Origin of the sequence: Rhizobium anhuiense bv. trifolii, from assembly GCF_024346605.1 — a bacterium.
Classification (GTDB): Bacteria; Pseudomonadota; Alphaproteobacteria; order Rhizobiales; family Rhizobiaceae; genus Rhizobium; species Rhizobium anhuiense.
In genome coordinates, this window is sequence record NZ_CP098803.1 from 2,296,339 (window position 1) to 2,309,817 (window position 13,479).

The following is a 13,479-nucleotide window of genomic DNA, read 5'->3' on the forward strand; positions in this document are numbered from 1 at the left end:
CTGAACGTGCCAACATTTTCGCCTAGTTTAGAGAAGGCGCTCCATCAGGCACTGACCTTTGCCAACGAGCGGCACCACGAATATGCGACGCTCGAGCATCTGCTGCTCGCCCTGATCGACGATGCCGATGCGGCCGCGGTCATGGGCGCCTGCAATGTCGATCTCGACGCGCTGCGCAAGACGCTCGTCGAATATGTCGATAATGAACTGTCCAATCTGATCACCGGTTATGACGAGGATTCGAAGCCGACCTCCGGCTTCCAGCGCGTCATCCAACGTGCCGTCATCCATGTGCAATCCTCCGGCCGCGAAGAGGTGACCGGCGCCAACGTGCTCGTCGCGATCTTCGCCGAGCGTGAGAGCCATGCTGCCTATTTCCTGCAGGAGCAGGAGATGACCCGCTACGACGCTGTCAACTACATCTCCCATGGCATCGGCAAGCGGCCTGGCGCTTCGGAGGCTCGCCCGCCGCGCGGCGCCGAGGACGAAGCCGAAAGCAGCAAGCCGACGGCGCGCGGCGGCGAAGAAGAGGGCGGCCCCAAGAAGCAGCAGGATGCGCTGAAAGCCTATTGCGTCAATCTCAACGAGAAGGCCAAGGGCGGCAAGATCGATCCGCTGATCGGCCGTCACGCCGAGGTGAGCCGCACCATCCAGATCCTGTGCCGTCGTTCGAAGAACAATCCGCTCTACGTCGGTGATCCCGGCGTCGGCAAGACGGCGATCGCCGAAGGCCTTGCCAAGCGCATCGTCGAAGGCAAGGTTCCGGAAGCGCTCGCCGATGCGACGATCTTCTCGCTCGACATGGGCACGCTGCTCGCCGGCACGCGCTACCGCGGCGATTTCGAAGAACGCCTGAAGCAGGTCGTCAAGGAACTGGAAGAATATCCGGGCGCCGTGCTCTTCATCGATGAGATCCACACGGTGATCGGCGCCGGCGCCACCTCGGGCGGCGCGATGGATGCCTCGAACCTCCTGAAGCCGGCCCTGTCATCGGGCGCGATCCGCTGCATCGGTTCGACCACCTACAAGGAATATCGCCAGTTCTTCGAGAAGGACCGGGCGCTGGTGCGTCGTTTCCAGAAGATCGACGTCAGCGAACCGTCGATCGATGATGCAATCGAAATCATGAAGGGCCTGAAGCCCTATTTCGAAGAGTATCACCATCTGCGTTATTCGAACGACGCCATCAAGTCGGCCGTCGAATTGTCGGCCCGCTACATCTCCGACCGCAAGCTGCCCGACAAGGCGATCGACGTGATCGACGAAACGGGTGCGGCCCAGATGCTGCTGCCGCCGTCGAAGCGCCGCAAGCTGATCACTGAAAAGGAGATCGAGGCGACGGTCGCGACGATGGCGCGTATTCCGCCGAAGACCGTCTCCAAGGACGACGAAGCCGTGCTCGCCAATCTCGAGCAGGAACTGCGGTCGGTCGTCTATGGCCAGGATATCGCGATCGAAGCTCTTTCGACGTCGATCAAGCTGGCGCGCGCCGGTCTTCGCGAACCGAACAAGCCGATCGGCGCCTATGTCTTCTCCGGTCCGACCGGCGTCGGCAAGACCGAGGTGGCAAAGCAGCTGGCCTCGTCGCTCGGCGTCGAACTCCTGCGCTTCGACATGTCGGAATATATGGAGCGGCACACGGTTTCGCGTCTGCTCGGCGCACCTCCCGGCTATGTCGGCTTCGACCAGGGCGGTCTTCTCACCGATGGCGTCGACCAGCACCCGCATTGCGTGGTCCTGCTCGACGAAATCGAGAAGGCGCATCCGGATATCTACAATATCCTGCTGCAGGTCATGGACCACGGCACGCTGACCGACCATAACGGCAAGAAGATCGACTTCCGCAACGTCATCCTGATCATGACGACCAATGCGGGCGCTTCCGAAATGGCCAAGGCGGCGATCGGCTTCGGCTCGTCCAAGCGCACCGGCGAGGACGAGGAGGCGCTGACCCGCCTCTTCACGCCGGAGTTCCGCAACCGTCTCGACGCGATCATTCCCTTCGCGGCGCTGCCGACGGCCGTTATCCACAAGGTCGTGCAGAAGTTCATCATGCAGCTGGAGGCCCAGCTTTCCGAAAGGAACGTCACCTTCGACCTGCATGAGGACGCGATCGCCTGGCTTTCGGAAAAGGGTTACGACGAGAAGATGGGCGCCCGCCCGCTTGCCCGTGTCATCCAGGACACGATCAAGAAGCCGCTTGCCAACGAGATCCTCTTCGGCAAGCTGAAGAAGGGCGGCGTCGTCAACGTCACCGTCGGCCCGAAGGAAGACGGCAAGCCCGGCATCGTGCTGGAAGCCATTCCGGATACGGCGCCGATCAAGCCGAAGCCGGAAGCTGAGGTCGTGCATCCCGAAGCCGGCGATGAGGGGGATGGCGAGCTGAAGACGAAGCCGGCTCCCAAGGCTCGCGCCAAGACCGTGCCGCAGGCCGAGCCTGAAGTCCGCGACGCTCCGAAGAAGGGAAGCACGGTTCCGAAGGTTCCGCGCAAGAAGTGAGCTTTCGTCCCACCAAATTGGAAACGGCCGCGTCTTACACGCGGCCTTTTTCGTTTCTGGGCATCGCCAGGGATCGATGTTACGCCAGTGCCGCCCTGATCTTTTCGGCATGGGCGGCAAGCATGGCGCCATCCTCCATCTTGCCGGAATGCGGCTTGAGCGCAGCACCCTCATGGCGCGGGATGACGTGGAAATGCAGATGAAACACCGTTTGCCCGGCGGCCGGTTCGTTGAACTGGGCGATGAAGACGCCGTCGGCATCGAAGACGTCCTTGACCGCAATGGCGACCTTCTGGACGACTGATATCGCGTGGGCGAGGGTCGCTGGATCGGCATCGAGGATATTGCGCGACGCCGGTTTGGGAACGACGAGCACGTGGCCCGGCGCCTGGGGCATCACATCCATGAAGGCGATCGTGTGCGCGTCCTCGTAGATCCGGTGTGAGGGGATTTCGCCGCGCAGGATCTTGGCGAAGATATTGTTGTCGTCATAGTCGGCCGGGTCGGTCATCGCGAAATCTCCTCGGTTCCTACCGCGCCGCGCGTCTTTTCTGACGCCCAAAGGACGCTGTAGCATTTTAAATTACTGCATAACTCCTTAAATCGATTCCGATTTATGGAGCTATGCAGGGGTTGATCGGGTAACGCGCCCGGCAGGGCAGCGTCAATCCTCCTGCAGGCGCTCGCCCTTGCGGAAAGGACTGTGCTCACTCAGCACCTCGCTCATATGCTCGACATCGGCGCGCTCGCGCGCGAGATAGTCGCCGATTGCCCGGCGAAGGCCGGCATGGGCGACGTAGTGGGCCGAATGCGTCGTCACAGGGAGGTAACCGCGGGCAAGCTTGTGTTCGCCTTGCGCTCCGGCTTCGACGCGCTTCAGCCCTTTCGAAAGGGCGAAGTCGATCGCCTGGTGGTAGCACACCTCGAAATGCAGGAAGGGATGATCCTCGATGCAGCCCCAGTGACGACCATAGAGCGTATCGCCGCCGATGAAGTTGATTGCGCCGGCGACATAACGCCCGTCGCGCTTGGCCATGACGAGCAGGATGTCATCGGCCATGCGCTCGCCGATCAGCGAGTAGAATTTGCGGGTGAGGTAGGGCCGGCCCCATTTGCGGCCGCCGGTATCCATGTAGAATTTGAAGAACTGGTCCCAGATGCGCTCCGTCAGGTCGCGGCCGGTCAGCCAGTCGATGCTGATGCCGTTTTCGAGCGCGGCGCGGCGCTCCTTGCGCAACGCCTTGCGTTTGCGCGAGGCGAGCGTTTCGAGAAACGCCTCGTGATTGGCATAGCCGTCATTGATGAAATGGAATTGCTGGTCGGTGCGGTGCAGATAGCCGTCCATCTCGAAAACGCCGATCTCCTCGTCCGGCACGAAGGTGATATGGGCCGAGGAGATGCCGAGCCGGCGCACGACCTCCTTCAGACTTTCGGCGATGGCGCTCTGGATCGGCAGCCGCTGCAGCCCCTCGGCGACAAGAAGACGCGGACCTGTCGCCGGCGTGAACGGAATGGAGCACTGAAGTTTGGGGTAATAACGCCCGCCGGCCCGTTCGAAGGCGTCGGCCCAGCCATGATCGAAGACATATTCGCCCTGGCTGTGGTTCTTGAGATAGCCGGGCAGGGCGCCGATCAGCTCGCCGCGATCGGTTTCGAGCAGCAGGTGGTGGCCGAGCCAGCCGGTCTCGGCGCTGGCTGAACCGGATTCCTCCAGCGACGACAAAAAGGCGTGCGAAACGAAGGGGTTGTAGGCAAGCGTGGCGCAAGTCTTCGAGGCCCCGGAAAGCCTGGACCAGCTCTCCGGGGAAATCGCGGTGAAGGAGCGTTCTACGCGAATGGACAGTTCATCAGTCATGGAGCAAATGCGAAGCCTGTGGGAGGCTGGTTTCGGCTCTGCCTTACAGCGCCACGCGTCTTTCAGACGCGCAAAGGACGCTGTAACGCTTTGAGTTGCTGCACAATTTTATCCTTAAATCGATTCCGATCTAAGGAATTATGTGGCAGTTTGCGCATGATCTTGGCCAAAAAGCGAGCGTCAAACCGCCACGCGCGGATCGAAGCCTTCGAAAGTCATCTGGTCTGCGTTTGCGAATGTACGCCGGCGCGCCTCTTCGTCACGCACCGTCCAGGTAATGACGGGAATGCCCTTTTCGCGTTGACTTGTGATGAAGGCATTCGGCAGCTCGTCATAATAATAGGAGATGAAATCGAGACCGATCTCCATCGCCTTCGCATGCGTCTTGAACTCCTCCGGCGTGTTGCCGTTGGCCGTCAGCCCGAGCGGGTAGGGTGAGCCAAGCGCCTTCAGATCGCGCAGCAGCCAGTGGTCGAAGCTCATCAGCGCCACCTTGCCCTCATAGTTTTCGAGCACTTCGAGAACGGCTTCGGCAAAACCCTCGTCATCGGCCTCGCGACCCTTGAGCTCCAGCACCAGCGGCACCTTGCCCTCGACGAGGTCAAGGAGCTGGCGCAACGTCGGCACCTTGTCGCTGGTCCCGCCGACGGCGATCAGGCCAAGCTCCCGCGACGTGCGCTCACGGATGTCGCCGTTGAGATTGCACAGGCGCTGCAGGTCCTCGTCGTGAAAGATGACCGGCACGCCGTCGGAGGCGTAATGCAGGTCGCATTCGATCGCAAAGCCCGCTTCGACGGCACGCGAAAAGGCCGAAAGCGTGTTTTCCCAGACATGCTTGTTGAGGTCGTGATAGCCGCGATGGGCGACCGGCACGTCCTTGATCCAGGCAGCATTGGTGGTCATTCGGCGATTTCCATGATAGCATCTATCTCGACGGCGGCGTTCAGCGGCAGGGCAGCCATGCCGACGGCGGCGCGCGCATGTTTGCCGGCCTCGCCGAGTACGCCGGCAATCAGGTTCGAAGCGCCATTGATGACGAGATGCTGCTCGACGAAGTCGGGCGCCGAGGCGACGAAGCCGTTCAGTTTGATGACGCGCCGGATACGGCCGAGATCGCCGCCAAGTGCCGCCTTCGCCTGGGCGAGGATGTTGATGGCGCAGAGTTCGGCGCCGCGCTGGCCGCCCGCAACGTCGACGGTCTTGCCGAGATGGCCCGTGACGGCGACCTTGCCGCCTTCGAGCGGCAGCTGGCCGGAGATGTAGAGAAGATTGCCGCTGATGACATAGGGAACGTAATTTGCAGCAGGTGCTGCGGCTTCGGGCAGGGTTATCCCCATCTCAGTCAGGCGTGCAGCAATTTCATCGGACATTTTCGTCTCCGCTTTTGTTGTCAATTCTTCAAAAATTATGCATCAAGACTAGAATCTTTAATATGACAGGTTCGAGCCTCGATTTGGCCGAAAGCGTTCTTATAACATCGCGACCGAGTCCAACAGGAGTTAATGAATGTTCCGATCGAGTCTTGTCGCTCTGCTTCTCGCCAGCGTTTCCGCCAATGCATGGGCGGCTGCGCCCGCGGTAAGCGCTGCGATCGCGACCGGCCTCGTCGCACATCGCGCGGTCTACGATCTGGAATTGAAGGACGCTTCGGACCGCTCCGGCATCGCCGGCATGTATGGTCGGATGGTCTATGAGTTCGACGGCAGCTATTGCCAGGGCTTCACGACCAACTTCCGCTTCGTCACGCAGATCGATACCGGCGACAGCGTGCGCGTCAGCGACCAGCAGACGAAGACCTTCGAGAACCTGAAGGATGGCAAGTTCACCTTCGACACCAAATCCTTCACCGACGACCAGCTCGATAAGGAGGTCAACGGTGCCGCGCAGGATCAGCCCGACGGTGTCAAGGTCGATCTCAAGCAGCCGTCGAGCCGCGAACTGCAGCTTGCCGAAAGCCGTTTTCCCACGGAACATATGCTCGACGTCATCCAGAACGCCAAGGACGGCAAGCGCTTCTTCGAGGCGCGCGTCTTCGACGGTTCCGATGACGGCGACAAATCGCTGGTGACGACGACGATCGTCGGCAAGCAGGAGACGCCGATTGCCGAGGAGGCCGATGCCGGGAATGCCGGCGCCTTCTCCAAGACCGCCTTCTGGCCGGTGACGATCGCCTATTTCAACGAGAATGCGAAATCGGATGCTTTGCCGGTCTACCGCATGTCGTTCAAGCTCTATGAGAACGGCATCACCCGCGACCTGACGATGGATTACGGCGATTTCGTCCTGACCGGCAAGCTTGCCAAGCTGGAGTTGCTCGAACGCAAGGCCGAGGTCTGCAAGTAGACGCAGGCTTTTGAAAAAACCACGGTCGGGTGATCGGCGACGATCAAATCGTCCACGCACCGCCCTGATCTGCAAGGGTGATGCGATCCTTGCAGCAAAGCTGTTGGCAGGGCACCTGCATCCAAATTGATGTCTGTCGCAGGTCTCGCGCTGGCGAGTTGAACGGCGGCGTTCGCAGAAGCCGACAGTTATCCTTTTCATTTTTTCCCGCATCGATACGCGGTGCCGGGTTAATGGGTCGGTTTTTTCGGCATAAGCCTTGCTTTTGCGCCAAATCGAATGTATGGGCACCGGCATTCCACACGTAAGGCATGGGATCGTCCGGGAGAAATCCGGGCTGTTCCGCCCGGTGGCATCCTCGAAGAGGGTGCTGTTCGCCTTGCGGAGGTTCAACCGGAAAAGGAGTAACAAGGCATGGCATTGCCTGATTTTTCTATGCGCCAGCTTCTCGAGGCAGGCGTCCACTTCGGCCACCAGACGCATCGCTGGAACCCGAAGATGAAACCGTACATCTTCGGCGATCGCAACAACATTCACATCATCGATCTGGCCCAGACCGTTCCGATGCTGTCGCGCGCCCTTCAGGTCGTCAGCGACACCGTTGCCCGCGGCGGCCGCGTTCTCTTCGTCGGCACCAAGCGCCAGGCGTCTGAGATCATCGCCGACAGCGCCAAGCGTTCGGCCCAGTATTACGTCAACTCGCGCTGGCTCGGCGGCATGATGACGAACTGGAAGACGATCTCCAACTCGATCCAGCGCCTGCGCAAGCTCGACGAGATCCTGAACGGCGAAGCCCAGGGCTTCACCAAGAAGGAACGCCTGAACCTCGAGCGCGAGCGTGAAAAGCTCGACAAGGCTCTCGGCGGTATCCGCGATATGGGCGGCACCCCCGACCTGATGTTCATCATCGACACCAACAAGGAAAAGATCGCGATCGACGAAGCCAAGCGCCTCGGCATCCCGGTTGTCGCCATTATCGACTCGAACTGCGATCCGGACCTGATCGACTATCCGATCCCGGGTAACGACGACGCATCGCGCGCCATCGCTCTTTACTGCGAGCTGATCTCCCGCGCCGCCATCGACGGTATTGCGCGTCAGCAGAGCTCTTCCGGCCGCGATCTCGGCGCATCCTCCGAGGTTCCGGTCGAGCCGGCTCTCGAGGAAGCAGCCGAAGGCTGATGAAGGCGGGCGGATCGAAAGCTCCGCCAAAGCTTACAGAGACTGGGAAAGGCCGCTCGCGACTCATCGAAGTTCGGCGGCCTTGCCTGTTTCAGGGCGAGGGCGTCAGGCTCTTCGCCAGACTAAGTTTCGGTATGGCGCGTCTTCATCACGCTGTCATACATACAGGTACATTTCGTGCCTCAATCCGGTGCCGAGCCGCGCTCTGCGGCCCACCGTATGAACCGACAAGAGGAAGCTAATGAGCGAGATTACGGCTGCAATGGTGAAGGAACTGCGCGAAAAGACCGGCGCAGGCATGATGGACTGCAAGAAGGCTCTTGCTGAAACCGGTGGCGACATGGAAGCGGCGATCGACTGGCTGCGCGCCAAGGGCATCGCCAAGGCCGACAAGAAGTCCGGCCGCACCGCCGCTGAAGGCCTCATCGGCGTTTCGAGCCAGGGCACCAAGGCCGTCGTCGTCGAAGTTAATTCCGAAACCGACTTCGTCGCCCGTAACGACGCCTTCCAGGATCTCGTCCGCGGCATCGCCAAGGTCGCCGTCTCCACGGACGGTACCGTCGAAGCCGTTGCGGCTGCGACCTACCCGGCATCGGGCAAGTCCGTTTCCGACACGATCAAGGATGCGATCGCAACGATCGGCGAGAACATGAACCTGCGCCGTTCGACCGCTCTCTCCGTCGAGGACGGCGTCGTCGCCACCTATATCCACAATGCTGTTTCCGACGGCCTCGGCAAGCTTGGCGTTCTCGTGGCGCTGAAGTCGACCGGCGACAAGGAAGCCCTGAACGCAATCGGCCGCCAGGTCGCCATGCACATCGCTGCGACCGCGCCGCTGGCGATCCGCCCGGAAGAAGTCGATGCCGCCGTCGCCGAGCGCGAGCGCAACGTCTTCATCGAGCAGTCGCGCGCTTCCGGCAAGCCTGACAACATCATCGAGAAGATGGTCGAAGGCCGTATGCGCAAGTTCTTCGAGGAAGTCGCCCTTCTCTCGCAGGCTTTCGTCATCAATCCGGATCTGACCGTCGCAGCCGCCATCAAGGAAGCTGAAAAGGCCGTTGGCGCACCGATCGAAGTCGCCGGCATGGCCCGTCTTCTGCTCGGCGAAGGCGTCGAAAAGGAAGAGACCGATTTCGCAGCCGAAGTTGCGGCTGCCGTCAAGGGTTGATCTTCCAGCCATAATTGGGAAAACACTAGGGCATCGCGTGACAACGCGATGCCCTTCGTGTATCGGGCATTCACGGCAATTTACGAGGAGCCAAGATGTCTTTAGAGCCTGTCTATAAACGCGTTCTACTCAAGGCCTCCGGCGAAGCGCTCATGGGTGGCCAGGGTTTCGGGATCGATGTCGCGGTGGCGGACCGCATTGCATCTGACATCGCCGAGGCAAGGCATATGGGCGTGGAAGTCGGCGTCGTCGTCGGTGGCGGCAACATTTTCCGCGGGGTCGCGGTAGCGTCCAAGGGCGGCGACCGGGTCACCGGCGACCATATGGGCATGCTCGGCACCATCATCAATGCTCTGGCGCTGGCGACCTCGCTGCGCAAGCTGAACATCGATACGGTGGTGCTTTCCGCCATCTCCATGCCGGAGATCTGCGAGAGCTTTTCGCAGCGTGCAACCCTTTATCATCTGTCGATGGGACGCGTGGTGATCTTTGCCGGCGGCACCGGCAATCCCTTCTTCACCACCGATTCTGCCGCAGCTCTCCGCGCCGCCGAAATGGGCGCACAAGCGATCTTCAAGGGCACGCAGGTGGACGGGATCTACACCGCCGACCCGAAGAAATATCCCGATGCGACCCGCCTCGACCGCCTGACGCACCAGGAAGTGCTGGATAGGGGACTAGCGGTGATGGACGTTGCCGCCGTCGCGCTCGCCAGGGAGAATTCCATTCCGATTATCGTCTTCTCGATCCACGAGAAGGGCGGTTTTGCTGAAATCTTGACGGGCGGTGGCCTCAAGACCATCGTCTCCGACAACTGATATAAGCTGCGCCGCTTTATCAGGCGCAGCCCTGGATAGAACATGATGATTTTAGGCCGGTTGGCCTGAAATCTGAATCATGTTCTACATTAAATAGTTAGAGCATGATGTCGTCCGAAAGCCGCTGACGCTTTTCGGCATCATGCTCTAGAGCATGTCGCGCAAAAGTGTGCAGCGGTTTTGCGATGACGGCATGCGCAAACCAAAGACCTAAAGCGCGGCAAGCGAATCTGAAAGATCGCGACGCGCTTTATACGGGAGCATCGACATGAGTGAAGGTATCGACATCAAGGAACTGAAGCGCCGCATGGATGGCGCGGTTTCCGCATTCAAGAGCGACATCGCATCGCTGCGCACCGGCCGGGCTTCGGCCAACATCCTCGATCCGGTAACGATCGAGGCCTACGGTTCGCGCATGCCGCTGAACCAGGTCGCCAACATCACCGTGCCTGAGCCGCGCATGCTGTCGGTTTCCGTCTGGGACAAGTCGATGGTCAGCGCCGTCGAGCGCGGTATCCGCGAATCCAATCTCGGTCTCAACCCGATCGTCGACGGCCAGAACCTGCGCATTCCGCTGCCGGAGCTGAACGAGGAGCGCCGCAAGTCGCTCGTCAAGGTGGCTCACGACTATGCTGAAAAGAGCAAGGTCGCGATTCGCCACGTCCGCCGCGACGGCATGGACGGCCTCAAGAAGGCCGAAAAGGATGGTGTAATCGGCCAGGACGAGAGCAGGGCGCAGTCGGAACGTGTACAGAAGATGACGGACGAGACGATTTCCGAAATCGACCGCTTGCTTGGCGAGAAGGAAAAGGAAATCATGCAGGTCTAGTGGATCTGTGCCTTTGCCTGGAAAGACCGGACGGGAAATGTCGGAATCTGTATTTGTGACCGTGCCTGAGCATGTTGCCATCATCATGGACGGCAATGGCCGTTGGGCCAAGCAGCGTGGCCTGCCGCGCACGATGGGCCATCGCAAGGGCGTCGAGGCGGTCCGCGAGACAGTGCGCGCCGCCGGTGCCGTCGGCATAAAATATCTGACCCTCTTTGCCTTCTCCTCGGAGAACTGGCGCCGGCCCGAGGCCGAGGTTTCCGATCTGCTCGGCCTGCTCAAGGCTTTCATTCGGCGCGACCTCGCCGAGCTTCATCGCCAGAATGTGCGCATCAAGGTGATCGGCGACCGCCACAGCCTGCGCAGCGACATTCTCGGTCTGCTGCTCGAGGCGGAGGAAACGACCAAGGACAACACGGCGCTGACGCTGGTCATCGCTTTCAACTATGGCTCGCGCGACGAGATCGCCCGCGCCGTGGTGAGTTTGGCCCGGGATGTCGAGGCCGGCTGCCTGAGGGCGCAGGACATCACCCCCGCGCTCATCAACGCCCGTCTCGACACGGCAGGCATCCCCGATCCGGATCTCATCATCCGCACCAGCGGCGAGGAGCGGCTTTCCAACTTCCTGCTCTGGCAGGCCGCCTATTCGGAATTCATCTTCCTTCCGGAATACTGGCCGGATTTCAGCCCCGAGATCTTCCGCCAGGCGCTCGAGAAATTCGCCTCTCGTGACCGGCGCTTCGGCGGCCTGTCGTCGCAGGCAGCCGCGGTCGGCACCTGATGCAGAGGGAATTGAAGCTCCGCATCGTTTCAGGACTGATTCTTGCGGTCATCGTTCTTGCCGCCACCTGGTATGGCGGTCTTGCCTTTCGTATCCTGGCGGCCGCGATCGGCCTGCTGATCTATTATGAATGGTCGAAAATAACAGGCATCGCGCGTGATTGGGTCGCCAATGCCGTCGGCTGGATCGGCGAGGCGGCAGTCGCCTTTCTCGTGCTTGTCGGCAATTTCGAATTCGCCGCCGGGATGCTGGCCGGCGTCACCGCCGTCGGCATCGCCCTGATCATCCTGCACGGCACGAGCCGCTGGTTTCCGGCTGGCCTGTTTTATGCCGGCGCCACCGGCCTGGCGCTCGCCGCGATCAGAAGCGATGACCGGCCTGGCCTTTATGCCATGCTCTTCGTCTTTGCCGTCGTCTGGGCAACCGATATCCTCGCCTATTTCGTCGGCAGGGCGCTCGGCGGACCGAAGCTTGCCCCTTCGATCTCGCCTGGAAAGACGTGGTCGGGCGCAATCGGCGGCGCCGTTTCAGCCGTCGCTGCCGGCGTCGTTCTCGTCCATTTTCTCCTTCCGGGCGCTGAAATCATCGCCGCCGGCGTAGCGCTGGTTCTGTCGGTTTGCAGCCAGTCGGGCGATCTTTTCGAATCTTTCATCAAACGGAAATTCGGCGTCAAGGATTCAAGCCATCTCATTCCGGGCCATGGCGGCGTCATGGACCGTGTCGACGGACTGATTTTTGCCTGTTTTTCGGCGTTCTTGCTAGCTGGGCTTTTTTCCCTGATAAAGGGGGCTGAGATGACCTCGCTCGGCGCGGCATTGTTCGGCCTCTGATGACGCGGCAGCTTGACGGAAGGGACTCATGGAAACGGTGACCGGCATATACGGATTCTTGATGGGGAATATCGTCACCTTCATCCTCGTGCTCTCGCTGCTCGTCTTCGTGCATGAGATGGGCCACTATCTCGTCGGGCGCTGGAGCGGCATTCGCATCCTTGCCTTTTCCGTCGGCTTCGGTCCGGAGATCTTCGGCTTCACCGACCGCCACGGAACACGCTGGAAGATTTCGGTGATCCCGCTGGGCGGTTATGTCCGGTTCTTCGGCGACGAAGACGCCTCGAGCAAGCCAGACGCCGACAAACTCGCCGCCATGTCCGAGGAAGACAGGGCGCGCTCCTTTGCCGGCGCCAAGCTGTGGAAGCGCGCTGCCACCGTCGCAGCCGGCCCGATCGCCAATTTTCTGCTGGCGATCGCCATCTTCACCGTTCTTTTTTCTGTCTATGGCCGCATGATCGCCGATCCTGTCGTTGCCGAGGTCAAGCCGGATGGCGCCGCTGCTGCCGCCGGCATCCTTCCCGGCGACCTGCTGGTCGCCATCGACGGCAACAAGGTCGAGACCTTCGACGACGTGCGCCGCTATGTCAGCATCCGCCCGAGCCAGAAGATCGTCGTGACGATCGAGCGTGGCGGCGAGAAGCTCGATCTGCCGATGGTGCCGCAACGCACCGACCAGACCGACCAGTTCGGCAACAAGATCGAGCTGGGCCAGATCGGCATCGTCACCAATCAGCAGGCTGGCAACTTCCGCCTGAAGACCTATACGCCTCTCGAGGCGCTGCAGGAGGGCGTGATCCAGACTCGCGACATCGTCACCGGCACTTTCAAATATATCGGCAACATCTTCGCCGGAACGATGCGGGCCGACCAACTGGGTGGGCCGATCCGCGTGGCGCAAGCTTCGGGCCAGATGGCTACGCTTGGCATAGGCGCGGTGCTGCAGCTTGCGGCAATGCTTTCGGTTTCGATAGGATTGCTTAACCTGATGCCGGTTCCGGTACTTGATGGCGGCCACCTGATGTTCTATGCGGTGGAAGCGGTGAGGGGGAAGCCGCTGGGCTCCACGGCTCAGGAAATTGCATTTCGCATCGGCTTGGCAATGATATTGACATTAATGGTTTTCACGACCTGGAACGACATCGGCTCGATCAGAGGGTAAACGAGCAAGGCG

13 protein-coding genes are annotated in these 13,479 nt (G+C 60.8%); 9 read left to right on the plus strand and 4 right to left on the minus strand.

Annotation, left to right across the window (positions count from 1 at the left end):
* Window positions 1-6 precede the first annotated feature (6 nt).
* On the plus strand, window positions 7-2,499 hold the full coding sequence (clpA, locus tag NE851_RS20065; RefSeq protein ID WP_097594576.1) for an ATP-dependent Clp protease ATP-binding subunit ClpA: 2,493 nt from the start codon (window positions 7-9) through the stop codon (window positions 2,497-2,499).
* Between the two features lie 79 nt (window positions 2,500-2,578).
* On the opposite strand, the gene NE851_RS20070 is transcribed toward clpA, so the two are convergent.
* The 4 genes from NE851_RS20070 to NE851_RS20085 all read right to left on the minus strand — a co-directional run bounded on the left by NE851_RS20070 (window position 2,579) and on the right by NE851_RS20085 (window position 5,724).
* On the minus strand, window positions 2,579-3,010 hold the full coding sequence (locus NE851_RS20070) for an HIT family protein (protein ID WP_047614948.1): 432 nt from the start codon (window positions 3,008-3,010) through the stop codon (window positions 2,579-2,581).
* Window positions 3,011-3,163: 153 nt separating this feature from the next.
* Window positions 3,164-4,354, minus strand: a complete 1,191-nt coding sequence (locus tag NE851_RS20075) for a GNAT family N-acetyltransferase (RefSeq protein ID WP_047614950.1) — start codon at window positions 4,352-4,354, stop codon at window positions 3,164-3,166.
* 180 nt (window positions 4,355-4,534) lie between these two features.
* Window positions 4,535-5,257, minus strand: a complete 723-nt coding sequence (locus tag NE851_RS20080) for a glycerophosphodiester phosphodiesterase (RefSeq protein WP_047614952.1) — start codon at window positions 5,255-5,257, stop codon at window positions 4,535-4,537.
* Window positions 5,254-5,724, minus strand: coding sequence for a RidA family protein (locus NE851_RS20085; protein WP_047614954.1), 471 nt, complete (start codon window positions 5,722-5,724; stop codon window positions 5,254-5,256). The genes NE851_RS20080 and NE851_RS20085 overlap by 4 nt, the downstream gene beginning before the upstream one ends.
* A 136-nt stretch (window positions 5,725-5,860) precedes the next feature.
* Here NE851_RS20085 and NE851_RS20090 point away from each other — a divergent pair, with 136 nt between their 5' ends.
* From NE851_RS20090 to rseP, 8 genes are all read left to right on the plus strand, one after another.
* Entirely contained in the window at window positions 5,861-6,697 is an 837-nt protein-coding gene (locus tag NE851_RS20090) for a cell envelope integrity EipB family protein (RefSeq protein ID WP_047614955.1), read from the plus strand.
* 414 nt (window positions 6,698-7,111) lie between these two features.
* Window positions 7,112-7,879 carry a 30S ribosomal protein S2 gene (rpsB, locus tag NE851_RS20095; protein WP_003573382.1) on the plus strand — a complete coding sequence of 256 codons (768 nt, stop codon included), beginning with the start codon at window positions 7,112-7,114 and terminating at the stop codon, window positions 7,877-7,879.
* Between the two features lie 241 nt (window positions 7,880-8,120).
* Entirely contained in the window at window positions 8,121-9,047 is a 927-nt protein-coding gene (gene tsf / locus NE851_RS20100; RefSeq protein ID WP_047614958.1) for a translation elongation factor Ts, read from the plus strand.
* Between the two features lie 95 nt (window positions 9,048-9,142).
* Entirely contained in the window at window positions 9,143-9,865 is a 723-nt protein-coding gene (gene pyrH, locus NE851_RS20105; protein WP_047614960.1) for a UMP kinase, read from the plus strand.
* 268 nt (window positions 9,866-10,133) lie between these two features.
* Window positions 10,134-10,694: a ribosome recycling factor gene (gene frr / locus NE851_RS20110; RefSeq protein WP_028757647.1), complete on the plus strand. Its 561-nt coding sequence runs from the start codon at window positions 10,134-10,136 to the stop codon at window positions 10,692-10,694.
* A gap of 37 nt (window positions 10,695-10,731) precedes the next feature.
* A complete protein-coding gene (locus NE851_RS20115; RefSeq protein WP_028757646.1) occupies window positions 10,732-11,475 on the plus strand; it encodes an isoprenyl transferase in 744 nt (247 codons plus the stop codon).
* Window positions 11,475-12,305, plus strand: a complete 831-nt coding sequence (locus NE851_RS20120) for a phosphatidate cytidylyltransferase (protein ID WP_097623115.1) — start codon at window positions 11,475-11,477, stop codon at window positions 12,303-12,305. Before NE851_RS20115 ends, NE851_RS20120 begins: the two co-directional genes overlap by 1 nt.
* Window positions 12,306-12,333: 28 nt before the next feature.
* Window positions 12,334-13,467, plus strand: coding sequence for an RIP metalloprotease RseP (rseP, locus tag NE851_RS20125; RefSeq protein WP_047614964.1), 1,134 nt, complete (start codon window positions 12,334-12,336; stop codon window positions 13,465-13,467).
* Window positions 13,468-13,479: the final 12 nt, after the last annotated feature.

What these genes read in the sequence shown, in the direction of transcription:
- NE851_RS20120 (WP_097623115.1), top strand. Translation starts at nt 11,475, where the DNA reads ATGCAGAGGGAATTGAAGCTCCGCATCGTTTCAGGACTGATTCTTGCG.
- NE851_RS20085 (WP_047614954.1), bottom strand. Translation starts at nt 5,724, where the DNA reads ATGTCCGATGAAATTGCTGCACGCCTGACTGAGATGGGGATAACCCTG.
- rseP (WP_047614964.1), top strand. Translation starts at nt 12,334, where the DNA reads ATGGAAACGGTGACCGGCATATACGGATTCTTGATGGGGAATATCGTC.
- tsf (WP_047614958.1), top strand. Translation starts at nt 8,121, where the DNA reads ATGAGCGAGATTACGGCTGCAATGGTGAAGGAACTGCGCGAAAAGACC.
- frr (WP_028757647.1), top strand. Translation starts at nt 10,134, where the DNA reads ATGAGTGAAGGTATCGACATCAAGGAACTGAAGCGCCGCATGGATGGC.
- NE851_RS20080 (WP_047614952.1), bottom strand. Translation starts at nt 5,257, where the DNA reads ATGACCACCAATGCTGCCTGGATCAAGGACGTGCCGGTCGCCCATCGC.
- NE851_RS20090 (WP_047614955.1), top strand. Translation starts at nt 5,861, where the DNA reads ATGTTCCGATCGAGTCTTGTCGCTCTGCTTCTCGCCAGCGTTTCCGCC.
- NE851_RS20075 (WP_047614950.1), bottom strand. Translation starts at nt 4,354, where the DNA reads ATGACTGATGAACTGTCCATTCGCGTAGAACGCTCCTTCACCGCGATT.
- rpsB (WP_003573382.1), top strand. Translation starts at nt 7,112, where the DNA reads ATGGCATTGCCTGATTTTTCTATGCGCCAGCTTCTCGAGGCAGGCGTC.
- NE851_RS20070 (WP_047614948.1), bottom strand. Translation starts at nt 3,010, where the DNA reads ATGACCGACCCGGCCGACTATGACGACAACAATATCTTCGCCAAGATC.
- NE851_RS20115 (WP_028757646.1), top strand. Translation starts at nt 10,732, where the DNA reads ATGTCGGAATCTGTATTTGTGACCGTGCCTGAGCATGTTGCCATCATC.
- pyrH (WP_047614960.1), top strand. Translation starts at nt 9,143, where the DNA reads ATGTCTTTAGAGCCTGTCTATAAACGCGTTCTACTCAAGGCCTCCGGC.